This window comes from Aromatoleum toluclasticum ATCC 700605 (assembly GCF_000378245.1).
Lineage (GTDB): Bacteria > Pseudomonadota > Gammaproteobacteria > Burkholderiales > Rhodocyclaceae > Aromatoleum > Aromatoleum toluclasticum.
The window spans coordinates 397,256-417,538 of record NZ_KB899491.1 but is presented as its reverse complement, the minus strand read 5'-3'; the positions used below and the strand labels follow the sequence as shown (position 1 = coordinate 417,538).

Here is a 20,283-nt window from a genome sequence, read left to right as displayed (position 1 = left end):
GGACAGTCCGGCGATGAACTCCGAAACGCTGTGGCACACCCGATGGCACACCCTCGGCCGCGCGGCCACGGCGGCCGCCCTCGAAGTCGATCCTGAGCGCGGGCTCGCCAGCACGGATGCCGCCGAGCGCCTGGCGCGCGTCGGCGAAAACCGCCTCGCCGAGGCGCCGCCTCGCCCCGTCTGGCTCAAATTCCTCGACCAGTTCCGCAGCTTCCTCATCGTCGTGCTGATCTTCGCGTCGGCGCTCGCCTGGGCCATCGGCGAGCTCAAGGACGCGCTCGTCATCCTGGTCGTCGTTTTCCTGAACGCGAGCCTCGGCTTCTGGCAGGAGCACCGCGCCGAACGCACGCTCGCGGCGCTCAAGGACATGCTTGCCGCACACGCCCGCGTGCGTCGCGACCGCCATCAGATGGAAGTCGACGCGACGAGCCTGGTGCCCGGAGACCTGGTGCTGCTCGAAGCGGGCGACCGCGTGCCTGCCGACGGGCGCCTGCTCGTCGCGCACAACCTCGAGGTCGACGAAGCCGCACTGACCGGGGAGTCCCAGGCTGTCGGCAAGGTCACCGACACGCTGGATACACCCGAACTCGCCCTCGGCGACCGCGTGAACATGCTCTACATGAACACCGTGGTCACCCGCGGCCGCGCCGAGATGCTGGTCGTCACGACCGGCATGGCGACCGAGATGGGCAGCCTCGCCGGCATGATCGCCGACACTGCGCACAGCGAGACCCCCTTGCAGCGCCAGCTCGACATCCTCGGCAAGCGCCTCGCGCTGGCCGCGGGGATCGTCGTCGCGGTGATCTTCGCGCTGGATGCCGCGCGCGGCCTGCCCTGGATCCAGGCAGCAATGACCGCCATCGCCCTCGCCGTCGCGGCGATTCCCGAAGGACTGCCGGCGGTCGTCACCGTCACCCTCGCCATCGGGATGTGGCGCATGGCACAGAACGGCGCGATCCTGAAGAAGCTCGCCGCGGTGGAGACCCTCGGCTCGACGACGGTCATCTGCTCGGACAAGACCGGCACCCTCACGCTCAACCAGATGACTGCCCGCGCCGGGTGGGTCGCGGGCCGCCGCTTCACCGTGGATGGCGAGGGCTACCAGGCGAACGGCTGCATCTGCGGCGAAGGGCTCACGGACCTGCGTCCGCTGCTCCTGCCGATGGCCCTGTGCTCCGACTCCAGCGTGCGCGAGGCCGCACTGGTGGGCGACCCGACCGAGGGCGCGCTGTGGGTTCTGGCGCAGAAAGGCGGCATAGATCCGCTCGCGGAGCGCGAACACACTCCGCGCATCGCCGAAATCCCCTTCGATTCGGCACACAAGTTCATGGCGACCTTCCACCACCGCGGCGATTGCGTGGAAATGTTCATCAAGGGCGCTCCAGACGTGCTGCTCGCACACTCGTCGACGTGGCACTCCGGCGACGAGTGTGCGAGCAGCAGCAGCCTCAACGACGACGTGCGCGCCACGATCGCCGCCGAGAACGAGCATCTCGCCGGACAGGCCCTGCGCGTCCTGGCAGTCGCGCGGCGACAGATCCCCGCGCGCGACTTCGACCCCACCGGCGACCTGTGGGCATGGGCGCGCGACTGGACCTTCGTCGGCATCGCCGGCCTCATGGACCCGCCGCGTGCCGAAGCCGCCGCCGCGATCCGGCGCTGCAGCCAGGCCGGTATCCGCGTCAAGATGATCACCGGCGACCACAAGGCCACCGCCGCCGCGATCGGGCGCGAACTCGGCCTCAAGGGTGAAGTGACGAGCGGCGCGGAACTTGACGCGATGGACGATGCGACGCTCGCCCGCCGCATCGATTCGATCGCGGTCTTCGCCCGCGTGTCGCCGGCACACAAGGTCCGCATCGTGAAGGCGTTGAAAGCGGACGGGCACGTCGTCGCGATGACCGGCGACGGCGTGAACGACGCCCCCGCGCTCAAGGCCGCCGACATCGGCATCGCGATGGGCATCACCGGCACCGCGGTCACGCGCGAAGCGGCGACGATGGTGCTCACCGACGACAACTTCACGACCATCGTGCGTGCCGTCGAGGAAGGGCGCGTGATCTTCGACAACATCGTCAAGTTCGTGCGCTTCCAGCTGTCGACCAACATCGGCGCCATCCTCACCGTGCTCGCGGCGACGCTCGCCGGCCTGCCCTCGCCCTTCACCGCGATCCAGCTGCTATGGATCAACATCATCATGGACGGGCCTCCAGCGATGACGCTCGGCGTCGAACCCGCGCGCCCCGGCATCATGCGCGCCCCGCCGCGCCCGCAGGCCGCCCACATCCTCACCCTGCGCCGGCTCGGCCGCCTCGCCCTGTACGGCGCCACGATGATGGTCGGCACCCTGTGGCTCTTTCACGGCGCGCTCGACACGCGCGGCGAACAATACGCGCTCACACTGGCCTTCACGACCTTCGTGCTGTTCCAGTTCTTCAACGTGTTCAACGCCCGCCGCGAACACGGCAGCGCCTTCAACCGCCAGTTCCTGCGCAACGGCCGGCTGTGGCTCGCGCTCGGCGGCGTCCTCGCGCTGCAGGTCATCGTCGTCAACTGGCCGCCGGCGCAGGCCATCTTCGGCACCGTCGCGCTCACCACCGACGACTGGCTGCGCTCCGCCCTGGTCGCATCCAGCGTCCTGCTGCTCGACGAAGCGCGCAAGCTCCTGATGCGAATCATGGGAAAGACGCGCCGGGCGTAAGAGCCCCCGCGGAAGCCCCCCCACGCACAAAACAAACGGGGCGCCCCGCAGGGCGCCCCGTCCTTCACTCCCACGCCCGCCCGCGAGGGGCGCAGCGACATCAGTCGTCGTTCATGACCCCCAGCAGGTGCAGCAGGCTGGTGAAGAGGTTGTAGATCGACACGTACAAGGTCACGGTCGCCATCACGTAGTTCGTCTCGCCGCCGTGGATGATGTTGCTGGTCTCGTACAGGATCAGGCCCGACATCAGCAGCACGAACATCGCCGACACCGCCAGTGACAGGCCCGGCATCTGGAAGAACACCGCGCCGAGGCCGGCGAGGAAGGCGACGAGGATGCCGACCGTCAGGAACCCGCCCATGAATGAGAAATCCTTGCGCGTCGTCACCGCGTAGGCCGACAGACCCAGGAAGATCGCCGCCGTGCCGCCCATCGCCTGCATCACGATCTGGTGGCCGTTGGGCAGCGCCAGGTACTTCGACACGACCGGCCCCAGCGTGAAGCCCATGAAGCCGGTCAGCGCGAACACGAACAGCACGCCCAAGCCGCTGTCGCGGAACTTGGTCGTCAGGAACAGCAGGCCGAAGTAGCCCACCAGCGTGATGATCAACCCCGGATGCGGCAGGCCGAGCGCCATCGAAAGCCCCGCGGTTGCTGCCGAGAACGCCAGCGTCATCGACAGGAGCATGTAGGTGTTGCGGATGACCCGGTTGGTCGAGAGGACCGAGGCCTCCGGGCGGGTCATTGTTGCGATGCGGTTTTCCATCGAGTGATTACCTCCGTTGTTCGAGTTTTGGGTGAAATCCGTCAGGCGCCGGCCGGCACTGCTTCCGGCAGGAGTTCGCGCACGATGCGGCGCTGGCGTTCGAGCCGGCGAGCCAGCACCTGCGATACGCGTTCGGCCGCGCGATCGATCGCCGAGCGTGCCTCGACTTCGGTGATCGAGAAGATCACGTCGGGCAGGTTGCGCAGGCGCAGTTGTACCACGCAACGCTTATCCACGCCGCCCCGCGGCCCATTCACGTCAGCCACCTTGATCCGCGCCCACTTGATTTGATCGCGGAAGCGGCCGATTGCGAATTTCATCCGCCGTGCGACGTATTCACGTAGACCGGCAGGGGGTTCGACACCGTTACATTGCAGATCGATTCGCATTGCACCATCTCCTTCGTGATGAGCCGGCAAGCCGGCCCGCAGAAGAAGTATGGACGCCCGACAATTTCCAAAAAAGAAGATTGGAAATGAACGAAGTTCAGTTTTTTACGAACTTGAAATTATCTACCCCTGCTCTCGCCGGTGCGCGGTGACGCTGCACGGCGCAGGACATTCGCTCACAAACGACGCGGCGAGTACCGCCACGAGGAAGGAATGTCGAACAGGAAGGGGACAGACAGGAGACCGCGCAGCCGCATTGGCGTTCCGCGAACTCTGCTAGAATCCGCGACCTTTGCTGCGCTTTCCGCTGGAGAAAGACTGGTGCCGGGAGTGGGACTCGAACCCACACACCTTGCGGCGGCGGATTTTGAATCCGCTGCGTCTACCGATTCCGCCATCCCGGCCCGGGAAGCGCCGCATTATCCATGAAAGCCCCTGCAAGCGGCAAGCGCATGTCCCTTACTCTCGACGATTTCGATTACCTGCTTCCTCCTGAACAGATCGCCCAGGCGCCGCTCGCGGAACGCTGTGCCAGCCGCCTGCTCGTGCTCGCCGGTGGCGAACTGGCCGACCGCGGCTTCTGCGACCTGCCCTCGCTCGTCGAGCCGGGCGACCTGCTCGTCTTCAACGACACGCGCGTGATCCATGCCCGCCTGTACGGGACCAAGGAAACCGGCGGGCAGGTGGAGGTGCTGATCGAACGTGCGATCGGCCCGCACGGGGCGCTTGCCCAGATACGCGCGAGCAAGTCGCCGCGCGCCGGGGCGCGCCTGCGCCTGGCCGACGCCTTCGACGTCACGGTGCTGGGCCGCGCCGGAGAGTTCTTCCACCTGCGCTTCCCCGAAGGCGAAGATCTCCATGCGCTGCTGGAAAGACACGGCAAGCTGCCTCTGCCCCCCTACATCGACCGCGCCGCGGACGACCACGACGAGTCGCGCTACCAGACCGTCTATGCACGCGAACCGGGCTCGGTCGCGGCACCGACGGCCGGCCTGCACTTCGACCAGCAGATGCTCGCAGACCTCGCCCGCCAGGGCGTGAACGGCGCCTGGGTCACGCTGCACGTCGGCGCCGGCACTTTCCAGCCGGTACGCGTCAATGACCTCGGGGAACATCACATGCACCGCGAGCGCTATGTGATCCCGCAGGAAACGGTCGACGCGATCGCGCGCACGAAGGCCGCCGGCAAGCGGGTCATCGCGGTCGGCACCACCAGCCTGCGCGCGCTCGAAGGCGCGGCACAGGACGGCGAACTCGGGGCCGGAGTAGGCGAAACGGAACTCTTCATCCTGCCCGGCTACCGCTTCCGCGTCGCCGACGCCCTGATCACCAACTTCCATCTGCCGAAGTCGACCCTGCTGATGCTCGTGTCGGCCTTCGCCGGCATGGACCCCATCCGTCGCGCCTACGCCCATGCGGTGCGCGAAGGCTACCGATTCTTCAGTTACGGGGATGCCATGTTCATTACCCGCCGCAACGATGCAATTTGACCTGATCACCCAGCACGGCGCCGCCCGCCGCGGCCGTCTCACGCTCGCCCACGGCGTTGTCGAAACCCCCGTCTTCATGCCGGTCGGCACCTATGGAACGGTCAAGGCGATGACGCCCGCCGCGCTCGACGACATCGGCGCGCAGATCTGCCTCGGCAACACCTTCCACCTGTGGCTGCGGCCCGGTCTCGAGGTCGTGGCCGCACATGGCGGCCTCCACGGCTTCATGGGCTGGAACAAACCCATCCTCACCGACTCGGGCGGCTTCCAGGTGTTCAGCCTGGGCGCGCTGCGCAAGATCAGCGAGGAAGGCGTGAAGTTCGCCTCGCCGATCGACGGCGCGAAGCTCTTCCTGACACCCGAGATCTCGATGCAGATCCAGCACACGCTGAACTCCGACATCGTGATGATCTTCGACGAATGCACGCCCTACCCGGCGACGCGCGACGAGTCGGCAAAATCGATGCGACTGTCGCAACGCTGGGCCAGGCGCTCGCGCGACGAATTCGACCGACTGGGCAACGCCAACGCCCTCTTCGGCATCGTGCAGGGTGGCATGTACGAGGACCTGCGCGACGAGTCGCTCGCCGCCCTCGAGGACATCGGCTTCCACGGCTACGCGATCGGCGGCCTGTCGGTCGGCGAACCAAAGGAAGACATGGAGCGCATCCTCGCCCATACCGCGCCACGCCTGCCGCAGCACAAGCCACGCTACCTGATGGGCGTCGGCACGCCGGAGGACATCGTCGCGGGAGTGGCCGCCGGCATCGACATGTTCGACTGCGTGATGCCCACGCGCAACGCGCGCAACGGCTGGCTGTTCACGCGCTTCGGCGACATCAAGATCAAGAACGCGGTCCACAAGCAGGACACACGCCCGCTCGACCCCTCGTGCGACTGCTACACCTGCCGCAACTTCAGCCGCGCCTACCTGCACCACCTGCACCGCGCCGGCGAAATCCTCGGCAGCATGCTCAACACCATCCACAACCTGCGCTACTACCAGGTCCTGACCGGGGAAATGCGCGACGCGATCGCCGCCGGCGGCTTTGTGGACTACCTCGCCCGCTTCCGCGCCGAACGCGCGACCGGGACCGCCTGAACGACCGGCGTCGCCCGACCGTGGAGCGGCTTCAGCCGATCATGCGATTTCCCGGCTCCGCTTCGGCTTGCCACAGGCGCGCCAAGGCCTGCTGCTATAATCGGCCGCTTTAAGCAACCACCCGGAGTCACCCGTGTTCATTTCCAACGCATACGCCCAGGCTGCGACCGGCGGCGATCCCACCGGCGGCCTGATGGGCATGCTGCCGCTGATCCTGATGTTCATCGTCCTGTGGTTTCTGATGATCCGTCCGCAGATGAAGCGCGCGAAGGAACACAAGGCGATGGTCTCGGCGCTCGCGAAGGGCGACGAGGTCGTCACCCAGGGCGGCATCGCCGGCCGCGTGACCCAGGTCGGCGACAGCTTCCTGCGCATCGAAATCGCGGACAACGTCAATATCCTCGTGCAGAACCAGGCCGTCACCACCGTGCTGCCGAAGGGCACGCTGAAGACCCTGTAAGGTCGCGCGTCATGCGCCGGCCACGCCGGCGCTGCGCAACCGCGACGCTCCGTCGCCTCCTCTTTCCAGCCCCTCCAAGTCATGAACCGCTATCCGCTCTGGAAGAACATTCTCATCGGTCTGGTCCTGATCCTCGGCCTGATCTACACCCTTCCCAACTTCTACGGTGAAGTACCCGCGGTCCAGGTCTCCAGCGGCAAAGCCACGCTCAAGCTCGATGCCTCGCTCAACGGCACGATCGAGCAGACGCTCCGGGATGCCGGAATCGAACACACCGGGCTGTTCATCGACGTCAACAGCATCCGTGTGCGCGTCGCCAATACCGACGTGCAGCTGCGCGCGAAGGACGTCATCGAAAAGCGCCTGAACCCCGATCCGCGCGACCCGTCCTATGTCGTTGCCCTGAACCTGCTTTCCGCCTCGCCGAACTGGCTCACCGCGATCCACGCCCTGCCGATGTACCTCGGTCTGGACCTGCGCGGCGGCGTGCACTTCCTGCTCCAGGTCGATATGCCCGGTGCGATCACGAAGCGCCTGGATGCGACCGCCGCCGACCTGCGCACGCTGCTGCGCGACAAGAACGTGCGCCACGCCGGCATCACGCGTGAAGGCAACAACGTCGTGCTGCGCTTCCGTGATGCCGAACAGCGCGAAGCCGCGCGCAGGGCGGTTGCCGGCAGCACCGCGGATCTGCAGCTCGCCGACCGCGACGACTCCGCCGACGATCTCAGGCTGGTCGCGACGCTGTCCCAGGCTGCGCAGAAAAACATCCGCGATTTCGCGATCAAGCAGAACATCACCACGCTGCACAACCGCATCAACGAGCTCGGCGTCGCCGAACCGGTGATCCAGCAGCAGGGCGTCGACCGCATCGTCGTGCAGCTGCCCGGCGTGCAGGACGTCGCGAAGGCGAAGGACATCCTCGGGCGCACCGCGACGCTCGAGGTCCGCCTCGTCGACGAGACGCCGGGCGCGCTCGAAGGCGCCCTTGCGGGCAGCGTGCCGCTCGGCACCGAGATCTACAACGAGCGCGGCGGCTCCCCCATCCTCGTGCGCAACCAGGTGGTGCTCACCGGCGACCGCCTCACCGATGCCCAGCCGGGCTTCGACGGCCAGACGCACGAACCCGCCGTACACCTGACGCTGGACGCCGCCGGCAGCCGCATCTTCCGCGACGTCACGCGCGAGAACGTCGGCAAGCGCATGGCCATCCTGTTGATCGAGAAGGGCAAGGGCGAGGTCGTCACGGCGCCGGTGATCCGCACCGAGATCGGCGGCGGACGCGTGCAGATCTCGGGGCGCATGACGACCCAGGAAGCGAGCGACGTCGCACTGCTGCTGCGCGCCGGCAGCCTCGCCGCGCCGATGGAGATCATCGAGGAACGCACCGTCGGCCCGAGCCTCGGCGCCGAGAACATCGCGAAGGGCTTCCACTCGACGCTGTGGGGCTTCGTCGCGATCGCGATCTTCATGAGCGTGTACTACATGCTGTTCGGCCTCGTGTCGGTGATCGCGCTGGCCGCCAACCTGCTGCTGCTCGTCGCCCTGCTGTCGCTGCTGCAGGCGACGCTGACACTGCCCGGCATCGCGGCCATGGCGCTGACCCTGGGCATGGCGATCGACGCGAACGTGCTGATCAACGAGCGCATCCGCGAGGAGCTGCGCAACGGGGTCTCGCCGCAGGCTGCCATCCATGCAGGCTACGAACGCGCCTTCGACACGATTCTCGACTCGAACATCACGACGCTGATCGCCGGCATCGCGCTGCTCGTCTTCGGCTCCGGACCGGTGCGAGGCTTCGCGGTAGTGCACTGCCTCGGCATCCTGACCTCGATGTTCAGCGCCATCCTGATCTCGCGCATGCTCGTGAACATCATCTACGGTCGCCGCCGCAAGCTCGAGTCGGTGTCGATCGGGCAGATCTGGAAGCCGGGCAACTGAACGCCGCGCACGTACAAGGCTGAATACAGGGCTGAATCATGGAATTTTTCCGTATCAAGAAAGACATCCCGTTCATGCGCCATGCGCTCGTGTTCAACATCATCTCGTTGATCACGTTCGTGCTGGCGGTGTTCTTCCTCGCGACGCGCGGCCTGCACCTGTCGGTGGAATTCACCGGCGGCACCTTGGTCGAGGTCACCTATACCGAGGCGCCGCAACTTGAACCGATCCGCTCTGCGCTCGCCACCAGCGGCTACCCGGACGCTCAGGTGCAGAACTTCGGCAGCGCGCGCGACGTACTGATCCGCCTGCCGAACCGCGACGACCTCGACACCGCCAAGATGTCCGAGCGCACGATGGCGACGCTTCAGTCCGTGGGCGCCACACCGGAGCTGCGGCGCGTCGAATTCGTCGGCCCGCAGGTCGGCAAGGAACTCGCCTCGGACGGTGCGATGGCGCTGCTGCTCGTGATCTTCGGCATCGTCGTGTACCTGGCGGTACGCTTCGAGTGGCGCTTCGCGGTGTCCGCGATCATCGCCAACCTGCACGACGTCGTGATCATCCTGGGCTTCTTCGCCTTCTTCCAGTGGGAATTCTCGCTGCCGGTGCTGGCTGCCGTGCTCGCGGTGCTGGGCTATTCGGTCAACGAGTCGGTCGTCGTCTTCGACCGCGTGCGCGAGACCTTCAAGAAGAAGCGCGGCCTGACGACTCCGGAAGTGCTCGACCACGCCATCACCTCCACGATCTCGCGCACCGTCATCACCCACGGCAGCACGCAGATGATGGTACTGGCGATGCTGCTGTTCGGCGGCGAGACCCTGCACTACTTCGCGATGGCGCTGACGATCGGCATCCTCTTCGGCATCTACTCCTCGGTGCTGGTCGCGAGCCCGCTGGTGATGTGGCTGGGCGTTTCGCGCGAACAGTTCATGAAGCCGAAGAAGGAAAAGGAAGAAGCGGTCGTCTGACCCCTTCCCCTACACGGCGATGAACGAGTTCCTGCAGGCCTTCGTCAGCCTTCTGGCGATCACGAACCCGATCATCGCTGCACCGATGTTCCTCGGCATCGTCGCCGGCATGCCCGTCGCCGCACGCCGCCGCGCGGCCGGACAGGCTGCGATGGCCGTGCTGGCCATCCTCGCCGGGGCCGCCATCGGCGGACGCTACATCCTCGAACTCTTCGGCATCTCGCTCGACGCCTTCCGCACCGCCGGCGGCCTCGTCATCATCCTGGTCGGGCTCGACATGCTGCGCGGCAGCCCCAGCGGCATCCAGCGCGACGAGGCCTCGCCCGAGGACGCCGAGGACCGCATCGTCGTTCCCTTCGCGATGCCGCTGATCGCCGGCCCGGGCGCGATCACGACCGCGATCACGCTGTCGGTCGCCTACCCGTCGCGCCTCTACCTGCCGGTCATCGCACTGTTTGCGTCGGTCGCGACCGCTGCCGTGCTATGGGCGACGCTGCGTCTCGCGCTCGTCCGCCAGCGGCTGGCCACACCGCGCGTCGAGCGCATCTTCACCCGCTTCATGGGCCTGATCCTGGTCGCCATCGGCTTCCAGATCGGCATGCTGGGTATACGCGACTTCTTCGGCCTGGGCGGCGCCTGACGGGCACCAGCGAGGCTCCGTCCCGCAAGTCAGTCCCGTTCGCCCCGAGCCTGTCGAAGGGCGTTTGCTGGGCTTCGACAGGCTCAGCCCGAACGGCAGTGGGTTACCGGGAGTTCAGACCGCGAATACCTGCTTCACGCGCAGCACCTCGCCACGCTCGATGATCCCGATCAGCCGGTCGATATTCGGGTGCTTGCCCGGATTCGCACGCGCGTCCTCGGTGTGCTCTGCATACAGCTCCAGCCCCTTCTTCGCCGCCTCGGCGTTGATCGAGCCGTAGAGCTGTGCGAGGTGGTTATACACCGCCAGCGAGCCGGCCTGACCGGCCTTGTTCTCGATAGTCGCGACGAGCGCACCATCGGCGTCGAGGAGGTTGAGGGCCGCCAGGTGCGACACCTTGGGCAGCGGCTTGAGATTGTCGGCAAACGCCATTCCAGTTTCCTTTCCGTCGTCTTAAATGAAACGCCACCCGCAGGTGGCGTTCTTCGTTGCGTACCGTGCCGGCCGCCGCCGGAGCGCGCGTTCAGATGCGCTTCGCGAGCTCCACGGCCTTGCCCACGTAGCTCGCCGGCGTCATGTCGAGCAGGCGCTGACGATCGGCTTCCGGAATCGCCAGCGTGCGGATGAATTCCTGCAGCGCCTCGCGCGTGATGCCCTTGCCGCGCGTCATGGCCTTCAGCTGTTCGTACGGATTTTCGATGCCGAAACGGCGCATCACCGTCTGCACCGGCTCCGCAAGCACTTCCCACGCACCGTCGAGATCGGCGGCAAGACGCAGCGGATCGGCCTCGAGCTTGTTCAGGCCGCGCAGGCAGGAATCGAGCGCCAGCACCGTATGGCCGAAGCCCACGCCCATGTTGCGCAGCACGGTCGAATCGGTGAGGTCGCGCTGCATGCGCGACACCGGCAACTTTTCGGTGAAGTGGCGCAACACCCCGTTGGCGATGCCGAAGTTGCCTTCGGCGTTCTCGAAGTCGATCGGGTTGACCTTGTGCGGCATCGTGGACGAACCCACCTCGCCCTCCTTCAGTTTCTGCTTGAAGTAACCGAAGGAGATGTACATCCAGATATCGCGGCAGGCGTCGATGAGGATCGTGTTGGTGCGCGCGATCGCGTCGAAGAGCTCGGCCATCGCGTCGTGCGGCTCGATCTGGATCGTGTACGGATTGAACTCCAGCCCGAGCGATTCGATGAAGCGGCGGTTGAAGCCTTCCCAGTCGAATGCCGGCCAGGCCGACAGGTGGGCGTTGTAGTTGCCGACCGCACCGTTGAACTTCGCCGTCAGCGACACCGCGGCGATCGAAACACGGGCGCGGAGCAGGCGTGCGGCGACGTTGGCCATTTCCTTGCCCAGCGTGGTCGGGCTCGCAGGCTGGCCATGCGTGCGCGAGAGCATCGGCAGATTGGCATGCAGGTGAGCGAGCTCGCGCAGGCGCGCGATCACCTTGTCGAGCACGGGCAACAGCACTGCATCGCGGCCTTCGCGCAGCATCAGCGCGTGCGAGGTGTTGTTGATGTCTTCGGAGGTGCAGGCGAAGTGGATGAACTCCGACACTTTCGTGACTTCGGCGTTGTGGCCCAGGCGTTCCTTGAGCCAGTATTCCATCGCCTTCACGTCGTGGTTGGTCGTCGCCTCGATGGCTTTCACCGCCGCGCTGTCGGCCGGGGAGAATTTCGCGACGACGCCGTCGAGCTCCGCCACGGTCGTCGCCGAGAACGGCGCAATCTCGGCGAGCCCCGGCTCGCCCGCCAGAGCCTTGAGCCATTCGATCTCGACGCGCACGCGATTGCGGATCAGACCGTGCTCGGAGAAATGCTCGCGCAGGCCAGCGACCTTTTCGTGGTAACGGCCGTCGAGCGGGGAAAGTGCGGTCAGAGGTGAAACGGACATGGCGGTATTTCCGGACAAAAGTGCTATTTTAACCTCCTGCGCCGTCGTCGAGTGTTCGACGACCCCGAGCGCCTTGGGCAACCTCGCCCACCACAGAGATCCCGTCAATGAGCGAATCGGAAAAATACCGGATCAAGGTTACCGCTGTAGCCGAATACGTGCCCGGCCAGTCCGCGCCGGAAGAAGAACGCTACGTGTTCGCCTACCACATCACGATCAGCAACACCGGCACCATCGGCGCGCAGCTCCTCAGCCGCCACTGGGTCATCACGGATGGCGCCGGAAAGGTACAGGAAGTGCGTGGCCAGGGCGTGATCGGCGAACAGCCGGCGCTCGCCCCCGGCGAGCAGTTCAGCTATTCGAGCGGCTCGGTGCTCGAAACGCCGGTCGGCACGATGCAGGGCAGCTACCAGATGCTCGCGGCGGACGGACATCGCTTCGACGCCGAAATTCCGGCCTTCGTGCTCGCGATGCCACGCGTGCTGCACTGAGTTCCGGCACTACTCGGCACCGCCCTCCTTGAGCAGTTGCACCGGCAGCACGACCTGCACGGCCGTGCCCTTGCCGGGCTCCGATTCGACGCGTACGTGCCCGTCGTACAGGTGGGTCATGGTGTGCACTACGGCCAGCCCCATGCCCGTTCCCTGTCCGACGTCCTTGGTCGTAAAGAAGGGTTCGAACAGTTTCTCGCGGTGCTCGGGTGCGATCCCCACGCCGACGTCCGTCACCGTGATCGCCACATAGGCTCCCCTGAACTCGTGACCACAGGAGTCGCAGCGCTGCGCACCGTCGAAGGACACACGGCGGGCCGTCAACCGGATGGTGCCGATGCCGGCGATCGCATCGCGCGCGTTGATCAGCAGGTTCATCATGATCTGGTGAAGATGTGCCGGATCAACGGATAGCCGCGGCAGACCGGGATCGATATCGGCAACCACCGCGAGCGTGTCGGGAAGGGTCGCGCGCAGCAGGCCGACGGCCTCGCGGCCGATCACGGCGAGCTCGGCGCTGCCCTGCTGCACCGCGCCGCCGCGGCGGAAGCTCAGGAGCTGCTGGATCAGTTCGCGCGCACGCTGGCCGGCCGAGCGAATCTCCTCGACGTACTTCAACACGCGCGCCTGCCCGCCGTCCTGCTTGAGCTGCGTGGCCGCCAGCTGCGAGTAGCCGAGGATGGCAGCGAGGACGTTGTTAAAATCGTGCGCGATGCCCCCCGCCAACGTGGCGACGAGCTCCATGCGCTCGAGCCGCGCAACGCGCTCGAACAGTTCGTGGCGCCTGCGCTCGTCCTCGCGCAGCTGCGTGATGTCTTCCTTGAGCGCGACGAAATGACGGACCTCGCCGCTCTCGTCCCGCACCGGTGACACGGATACCGCCTCGCGGATCAGCTTGCCGTCGCGGCTGCGATTCGACATCTCGCCGCGCCAGGCCTCCCCGGCGAGGATAGTCCGCCACAGGCTTGCATACTCCTCCTGCGTCGTCTCTCCGGACTTGAAAATGCTCGGCCGCTCTCCGATAAGCTCATCCTCGGAGTAGCCGTAGGCCTTGCAGCAGGCAGGATTCACGTATTCGATACGCCCGTCGCCATCGGTGATGATGACCGAACAGCCGGACTGCGCGATCGCTTCGGCGAGCGTCCGGTTGCGCGCCTCGCTCGCCCGCAGGGCGTCTTCCGCACGCTTGATCGGCGTGATGTCGGCGAAGCTGGTGATCACCGACGTGATCCGGCCCTCGGCATCGGCAATCGGCTGGCTGTTCACCTGGATCCACACCGGATCCTTCCCCGGATGGGCAATTCCCATCACCACGCCGCGCTGGGGCTGGCCCGTGCGCAAGGTGACCATCGCCGGGTGCAGGTCCGGCGGACAGGAAGAGCCATCCTCGTAGAGGAAGCCGACCGGCAGGCTCGCCGCCGTGTGGCCTTCGAGTTCGGCAGCAGAGAGTCCGTAGATCTGTTGCGCCGTGCGATTGCATGCGGTGATGCGGCCCGCACCGTCGCGCACAACCACCCCTTCGAGCATGATGTCGAACAGGGGCGAGAGGTCGTTCTGACCCCGCGATTGGCGCATCGACTGCTGCTTGTCTGCCATCTTGATCCGGGCCGATCCGTTTCCCGGATTATACGTACAGCATAGCAATGCAGCCAGTGCGCGATTTGCACCGAAACATCAGCTGCGGTAGTCGGCGTTGATCTTCACGTAGTCGTAAGAGAAATCGCAGGTCCACACCGTGGCGCGCTCGAGGCCGCGCCCGAGATCCACGCGCACGGTGATTTCGGACTCCTGCATCACGCGCGCCCCGGCCTCTTCGCGGTACGTTGCCGCACGGCCGCCGTTCTCGGCGACGAGCACCTCTTCGCTTGCGCTACCCAGCCACACACGCAGCCCGCTCACGTCGAGATCGTCGATGCCCGCATAGCCGATCGCCGCAAGAATGCGTCCGAGGTTGGGATCGGAGGCGAAGAAGGCGGTCTTGACCAGCGGCGAATGGCCGATCGCATAGCCCACCTTGCGGCACTCGGCACGGTCCTTACCGCCCTCGACGGCAATCGTCATGAACTTGGTGGCACCTTCACCATCGCGCACGATCGCCTGCGCGAGCCTGATCGAGACGTCGATGATCGCTTCGCGCAGCGCGCGGAAGTCTTCGCCCAGCGGATCGTTGATCTCGGCGTTGCCGGCCTTGCCGGTCGCGATGATGATGAAGGAATCGTTGGTCGAGGTGTCGCCATCGATGGTGATGCTGTTGAACGACAGGTCGGCCGCCTCGCGTGCGAGCGCGTCCAGCAGGGACTGCGAGATCGCCGCGTCGCAGGCGAGGAAGCCGAGCATCGTTGCCATGTTGGGCTTGATCATGCCCGCGCCCTTGCTGATGCCCGTCAGCGTGACCGTGCGCCCCGCGATCGTCACCTGGCGCGACACGGCCTTGGCCACGGTATCGGTCGTCATGATCGCGTGCGCGGCATCGAACCACCCGTCGGCACGCAGATTGGCCTGCGCAGCGGGGAGGCCGGCCACCAGTCGGTCTACCGGCAGCGGCTCGAGAATCACGCCGGTCGAGAACGGCAGAACCTGCTCGGGCTCGATCCCCATCAGCCCGGCCACGGCAGCACAGGTGGCATTGGCATTCGCCAGTCCTTCCGCGCCCGTTCCCGCGTTGGCGACACCGGTATTGATCACGAGCGCGCGGACTTTGCCGCCGGGAAGGTGTTCCTTGCACAGCTGGACCGGCGCGGCGCAAAAACGGTTGAGCGTGAACACCCCCGCCACGCGGCTGCCGGCCGCCACTTCGATGAGGGTGAGGTCGCGACGGTTCAGCTTGCGGATCGCGGCTTCGGCAACCCCGAGGCGAACGCCTGCGACCGGACGCAGCTCCGAGGCAACCGGGGTCGAGAGGTTAACGGGCATGACGGGTCTCCATCGGGCAAAGGGCGGCCGGCGCCGCCGTGGTTTCATTGGACGTCGGCAAGGACATCACTGCAGGGCCTCGCATCAACCGTTCTGACGCGACGACGAAGCTGCCGTGACGGCGAGCGAGACCTGCTGGGCGAACAGCTGGAAGGCCTCGAAACGTTCGTCATCGATACCCTCCGCCGGATGGGTGCGGTCGGCGTAGAAAAGGCCGATCGGGCGTCCCTGCGCGAGGATGGGCGCGATGCAGGCACAGGGGGCATCGGTCACCTGCAACAGGCGGTCGAGCCGGATTTCCGGCGACGTCTGACCAGGACCGAAACGCATCGCGCGCGGGTTGCGGAAGAATTCGTTGAACAGGTCACCGGGCGTGCCGTCGAGGGAAAAGATGAAAGCCTGCCGCAAGGCCTCGGCGCCGCTACCAAGCGATGTTTTCCCTACCAGTTGCAAGCGGTTCTGCGACATCAGGGCGAACAGCACGCGGTCGAAGCCGACGCCGCGATAGATGCCTTCGAGCACAAGTTGCAGGATTTCGTTAAGGTTCGCGCCCGCCGCGATGCGGCCCGAAATCTCCCGCAGGATCCTCAACTGGAGCTGCGGATCAGGCTCCATCGCGAGCACTTCCGCCGCCTCGGCCTCACCGGCCTCCGGGGGTCCCACGGCGGGAGCGGGCCGCGGAATCAGTTCACCGGCTTCGGCTGCGCCGAAATATCCGGCAATGCGCGCGGCCTCGACGCTGTTGGCTGCAAGCTCCTCGCGCATCGCCTCGGACGAGAGTCCGGCGAAGATCGCCAGGCTGCAAACGAGCTTTTCCAGGCCCGGGCTATCCCAGCCGTTCTCGACTTCGACGGCGAACCGGTGGGCAAAGTGGATTGCCTGCTCCGACACGCCCGGGCGACCGCTGCCATCGAGCACGGACTGGAGCAGCGGCCCGAGCTTCCACTCGCGCGCCAGCCCCTGTGAAAGCTGGCGCAGGCGAAAGCCGAGTACGCTCATCTGCGCCTCGTCGTCGGATTGGCCGGCGGCGAGGGCTTCATCCAGCCGCTGCGCGAGCTTGCCGCCGAAGCACCAGAAGGCCATCTCGCCGACGCGGGACAGCAGCGCGGCGATGAAGACCTCTTCGCTGCGCCCATCGCGCCGCAGAGCGGCCAGTGCGCGCGCCTGCACGGCCGCATGGAACACGTGCGCCATCTCGTTCACGACGCGCTGCCGGACACCGCCGGCGAGCAGCGCATCAATCACGCGGATCGCAACCGCAATCTCCGCGACGGCATTGAAGCCGAGCACGACGATGGCGCGACTGATCGTGCTTACGCCGTGGCGTGTGGGGTTGTACAGGACGCTGTTGGCGAGCTTGAGCACCTTCGCCGTCATTGCCGCGTCCTGCAGGATGGCCTGGGCGAGTTTCCCGGTCGGGGATTTTTCGTCCTCGGTGACGGAATGGATCAGGGCTACCGTCGCGCCGAGCGCAGGCATCTCCTGGTCGCGAATGAAGGCGACCCACTCCCCAAGGCCGCGTGGGTCGCGCACCCCCTGCTCCGCGGCATCCTCCGGAACGCCGAGTTGCAGCTCCGGAAACAGTGCGGGCTCGCCGGGGCGCCGGCCCTTGGAATCAGCCGGGCCGCTCATGTCAGGAAACGCTTCGCGTTAAGCCAAGAACGGCCCGCGGGGGGCCGTTCGGAAACATGGCGGGAACGCGTCGTGCCGCCCATCGTTTCTCAGCTCAGCTTGCCGTGGCAGTGCTTGTACTTCTTCCCCGAGCCGCAGGGGCAGAGGTCGTTGCGCCCGACCTTCGGGGCCTGCGCAACGGCAACACCGCCTTCCTGCTCCTGCGCCGCGGCACCGAGCGCCTCGTCGTAGTCGGCGTGGTGGTACTGCACATTGTCCAGCTCGGGCGGACGTTCGGCCTCCTCGAGCTGCGACTCGGTGCGGACCTGCACGGTCATCAGCAGCTTGGAGACTTCGCTGCGCACGGTCTCGAGCAGGCCCTCGAAAAGCTCGAAGGCTTCGCGCTTGTACTCCTGCTTCGGGTTCTTCTGCGCGTAACCGCGCAAATGAATGCCCTGACGCAGATGATCCAGCGCGGCCAGATGTTCGCGCCAGTGCGTGTCGAGGCTCTGCAACATCACGTCACGCTCGAACTTGTGCCACGCCCCCACGTCGACCTGCGCGATCTTTGCAGCATAAGCCTCGTCGGCCGCGGCGAGGATGCGCTTGAGAATGGTCTCGTCATCCAGATTCGATTCGGCCTTCAGCCACTCGCCCACCGGCAGGCGGAGCTGGAATTCCGCCGCGAGGGCCTGCTCCAGCGCCGCGATGTCCCACTGTTCCTCGACGCTATCGACCGGCACGTAGATGCGGAAGGCATCGTGCAACACCCCCTGGCGCATTGCATGGATCGTGTCGGCGATGTCCTCGCTCTCGAGCAGCTCGTTGCGCTGCTGGTAGATGACCTTGCGCTGGTCGTTGGCAACATCGTCATATTCAAGCAGCTGCTTGCGGATGTCGAAGTTGCGTTGCTCGACCTTGCGCTGGGCCGACTCGAGCGAGCGCGTGACCATCGCGTGCTCGATCGCCTCGCCTTCGGGCATCTTCAGCCGCACCATGATCGCATTGAGCCGCTCGCCGGCGAAGATCTTCATCAGCGGGTCTTCGAGCGAGAGGTAGAAACGCGAGCTGCCCGGGTCGCCCTGGCGGCCAGCGCGGCCACGCAGCTGATTGTCGATGCGCCGGGACTCGTGCCGCTCGGTACCGACGATGTGCAGCCCGCCCGCCGAGAGCACCTGCTCGTGCACTTTCTGCCATTCCGAACGCATCTCCGCGATGCGCGCATCCTTCTGTTCCTGGGGCAGCGCTTCGTCGTCGCGGATCGCGGCGATCTGGCGCTCGATGCTGCCGCCGAGCACGATGTCGGTACCGCGGCCGGCCATGTTCGTGGCGATCGTGATGACCCCGGGACGACCCGCCTGCGCGACGATCTCGGCTTCGTGTTCATGCTGCTTGGCGTTGAGCAGCTGATGGGGCAGCTTTTCGCGCTGCAGCAGGCCGGAGAGGAATTCGTTGATCTCGATCGAAGTCGTGCCGACCAGCACCGGTTGGCCGCGACCGACGCATTCGCGGATGTCGCTGATCACCGCATCCCACTTTTCTTTCGCCGTGCGGTACACCTTGTCGTTGTCGTCGCGACGCTGCATCGGCCGGTTGGTCGGGACCACGACCGTTTCCAGGCCATAGATCTGGTGGAACTCGTAGGCTTCGGTGTCGGCGGTGCCCGTCATGCCGGCGAGCTTGCCGTACATACGGAAGTAGTTCTGGAAGGTAATCGACGCGAGCGTCTGGTTCTCGGCCTGGATGCGCACGCCTTCCTTGGCCTCGACAGCCTGGTGCAGCCCCTCGGACCAGCGACGACCGGCCATCAGGCGGCCGGTGAATTCATCGACGATCACCACCTCGTTGTTCTGCACGACGTAGTGCTGGTCCTTGAAGTACAGCGAGTGCGCGCGCAGTGCCGCGTAGAGGTGATGCACGAGCAGGATGTTGCCCGGGTCGTACAGGCTTGCGCCCTCCGCCAGCAGGCCCATGCGCGTGAGGATCTGCTCGGCGTTCTCGTGCCCCTGTTCGGTCAGCAGCACCTGGCGCGCCTTGAGGTCCAGCGTGTAGTCGCCGGGCTTGGTGACCTCCTCACCCTCGCCTTCCTGCTGCGTGAGCATCGGCGCGACCTGGTTGAGCTTGAGGTACAGCTCGGTGTGGTCCTCGGCCTGGCCGGAAATGATCAGCGGCGTGCGCGCCTCGTCGATCAGGATGGAGTCCACTTCGTCGACGACCGCGAAGTTGAGGCTGCGCTGCACGCGCTCACTGGTGGAATACACCATGTTGTCGCGCAGGTAATCGAAGCCGAATTCGTTGTTCGTGCCGTAGGTGATGTCAGCGCCGTAGGCAGCCTGCTTTTCCTCGTGCGACATGCGCGACAGGTTGCACCCCGTCGTCAGTCCGAGGAAGCCATAGATGCGCCCCATCCAGTCCGCATCGCGGCTCGCGAGGTAGTCGTTGACGGTGACGACATGCACACCCTTGCCACTGAGCGCATTGAGGTAGGACGGCAGCGTCGCAACCAGCGTCTTGCCTTCGCCGGTGCGCATTTCGGAGATCTTGCCGTTGTGCAGCACCATACCGCCGATCAGCTGCACGTCGAAGTGGCGCATGCCGTGGACACGCTTCGCCGCCTCGCGCACGACCGCGAAAGCTTCGGGCAGCAGGCTGTCAAGGCTTTCGCCGTTGGCGACGCGCTGCCTGAATTCGTCCGTCTTGGCCCGCAGGGCCTCGTCCGTCAAGGCCGAGATCGTCGGCTCCAGCGCATTGATGGTGCGTACCGTCTGGGAATACTGGCGGATGAGGCGGTCGTTGCGACTACCGAAAATCTTCTTGAGCAGGCCGGAAATCATGTGGGTATCTGATGGGACCGATTCGGCAAAAAGGGAAGTTTAGCATGCCGGCCGCAAGGCCCCGCAGCGGATGCGGCGACGGGGTA

16 protein-coding genes and 1 tRNA gene are annotated in these 20,283 nt (G+C 65.9%); 8 read left to right on the top strand and 9 right to left on the bottom strand.

Annotation, left to right across the window (positions count from 1 at the left end):
- Nucleotides 1–13 precede the first annotated feature (13 nt).
- Nucleotides 14–2,701 (top strand): cation-translocating P-type ATPase, encoded by a 2,688-nt coding sequence (locus F464_RS0101965; protein ID WP_018988090.1) that lies wholly within the window; start codon nt 14–16, stop codon nt 2,699–2,701.
- Nucleotides 2,702–2,801: 100 nt separating this feature from the next.
- Here F464_RS0101965 and F464_RS0101960 read toward each other — a convergent pair whose 3' ends face one another.
- From F464_RS0101960 to F464_RS0101950, 3 genes are all read right to left on the bottom strand, one after another.
- Nucleotides 2,802–3,467 carry a Bax inhibitor-1/YccA family protein gene (locus tag F464_RS0101960; RefSeq protein WP_018988089.1) on the bottom strand — a complete coding sequence of 222 codons (666 nt, stop codon included), beginning with the start codon at nt 3,465–3,467 and terminating at the stop codon, nt 2,802–2,804.
- A 41-nt stretch (nt 3,468–3,508) separates the two neighbouring features.
- A complete protein-coding gene (locus tag F464_RS0101955) occupies nt 3,509–3,856 on the bottom strand; it encodes an HPF/RaiA family ribosome-associated protein (protein ID WP_026295663.1) in 348 nt (115 codons plus the stop codon).
- 319 nt (nt 3,857–4,175) lie between these two features.
- Nucleotides 4,176–4,260, bottom strand: a tRNA-Leu gene (locus F464_RS0101950).
- A gap of 48 nt (nt 4,261–4,308) precedes the next feature.
- Between F464_RS0101950 and queA the strand changes: the two genes are divergently transcribed.
- From queA to F464_RS0101920, 6 genes are all read left to right on the top strand, one after another.
- A complete protein-coding gene (queA, locus tag F464_RS0101945; protein WP_026295662.1) occupies nt 4,309–5,346 on the top strand; it encodes a tRNA preQ1(34) S-adenosylmethionine ribosyltransferase-isomerase QueA in 1,038 nt (345 codons plus the stop codon).
- The gene (gene tgt / locus F464_RS0101940; protein WP_018988086.1) at nt 5,336–6,448 is read left to right on the top strand and encodes a tRNA guanosine(34) transglycosylase Tgt; all 1,113 of its coding nucleotides are present in this window, start codon (nt 5,336–5,338) and stop codon (nt 6,446–6,448) included. The genes queA and tgt overlap by 11 nt, the downstream gene beginning before the upstream one ends.
- Before the next feature lie 133 nt (nt 6,449–6,581).
- Nucleotides 6,582–6,908 (top strand): preprotein translocase subunit YajC, encoded by a 327-nt coding sequence (gene yajC, locus F464_RS0101935; protein WP_018988085.1) that lies wholly within the window; start codon nt 6,582–6,584, stop codon nt 6,906–6,908.
- Nucleotides 6,909–6,989: 81 nt separating this feature from the next.
- A complete protein-coding gene (gene secD, locus F464_RS0101930) occupies nt 6,990–8,849 on the top strand; it encodes a protein translocase subunit SecD (RefSeq protein ID WP_018988084.1) in 1,860 nt (619 codons plus the stop codon).
- A gap of 38 nt (nt 8,850–8,887) precedes the next feature.
- Nucleotides 8,888–9,817, top strand: coding sequence for a protein translocase subunit SecF (secF, locus tag F464_RS0101925; RefSeq protein WP_018988083.1), 930 nt, complete (start codon nt 8,888–8,890; stop codon nt 9,815–9,817).
- Nucleotides 9,818–9,836: 19 nt separating this feature from the next.
- Nucleotides 9,837–10,457, top strand: coding sequence for a MarC family protein (locus F464_RS0101920; RefSeq protein ID WP_018988082.1), 621 nt, complete (start codon nt 9,837–9,839; stop codon nt 10,455–10,457).
- 114 nt (nt 10,458–10,571) lie between these two features.
- Here F464_RS0101920 and F464_RS0101915 read toward each other — a convergent pair whose 3' ends face one another.
- Nucleotides 10,572–10,889 (bottom strand): DUF2322 family protein, encoded by a 318-nt coding sequence (locus tag F464_RS0101915; protein WP_018988081.1) that lies wholly within the window; start codon nt 10,887–10,889, stop codon nt 10,572–10,574.
- A gap of 91 nt (nt 10,890–10,980) precedes the next feature.
- Nucleotides 10,981–12,348: an adenylosuccinate lyase gene (gene purB, locus F464_RS0101910; protein ID WP_018988080.1), complete on the bottom strand. Its 1,368-nt coding sequence runs from the start codon at nt 12,346–12,348 to the stop codon at nt 10,981–10,983.
- Between the two features lie 107 nt (nt 12,349–12,455).
- Between purB and apaG the strand changes: the two genes are divergently transcribed.
- Nucleotides 12,456–12,839 (top strand): Co2+/Mg2+ efflux protein ApaG, encoded by a 384-nt coding sequence (gene apaG / locus F464_RS0101905; RefSeq protein ID WP_018988079.1) that lies wholly within the window; start codon nt 12,456–12,458, stop codon nt 12,837–12,839.
- Nucleotides 12,840–12,848: 9 nt separating this feature from the next.
- Here apaG and F464_RS0101900 read toward each other — a convergent pair whose 3' ends face one another.
- The 4 genes from F464_RS0101900 to secA all read right to left on the bottom strand — a co-directional run bounded on the left by F464_RS0101900 (nt 12,849) and on the right by secA (nt 20,197).
- Complete coding sequence (locus F464_RS0101900; protein ID WP_018988078.1) at nt 12,849–14,435, bottom strand: hybrid sensor histidine kinase/response regulator; 1,587 nt, start codon at nt 14,433–14,435, stop codon at nt 12,849–12,851.
- A 78-nt stretch (nt 14,436–14,513) separates the two neighbouring features.
- On the bottom strand, nt 14,514–15,752 hold the full coding sequence (argJ, locus tag F464_RS0101895) for a bifunctional glutamate N-acetyltransferase/amino-acid acetyltransferase ArgJ (RefSeq protein ID WP_018988077.1): 1,239 nt from the start codon (nt 15,750–15,752) through the stop codon (nt 14,514–14,516).
- A gap of 84 nt (nt 15,753–15,836) precedes the next feature.
- Nucleotides 15,837–17,384, bottom strand: a complete 1,548-nt coding sequence (locus F464_RS0101890; protein WP_018988076.1) for an HDOD domain-containing protein — start codon at nt 17,382–17,384, stop codon at nt 15,837–15,839.
- A gap of 89 nt (nt 17,385–17,473) precedes the next feature.
- Entirely contained in the window at nt 17,474–20,197 is a 2,724-nt protein-coding gene (gene secA, locus F464_RS0101885; protein WP_018988075.1) for a preprotein translocase subunit SecA, read from the bottom strand.
- Between the last annotated feature and the right edge of the window lie 86 nt (nt 20,198–20,283).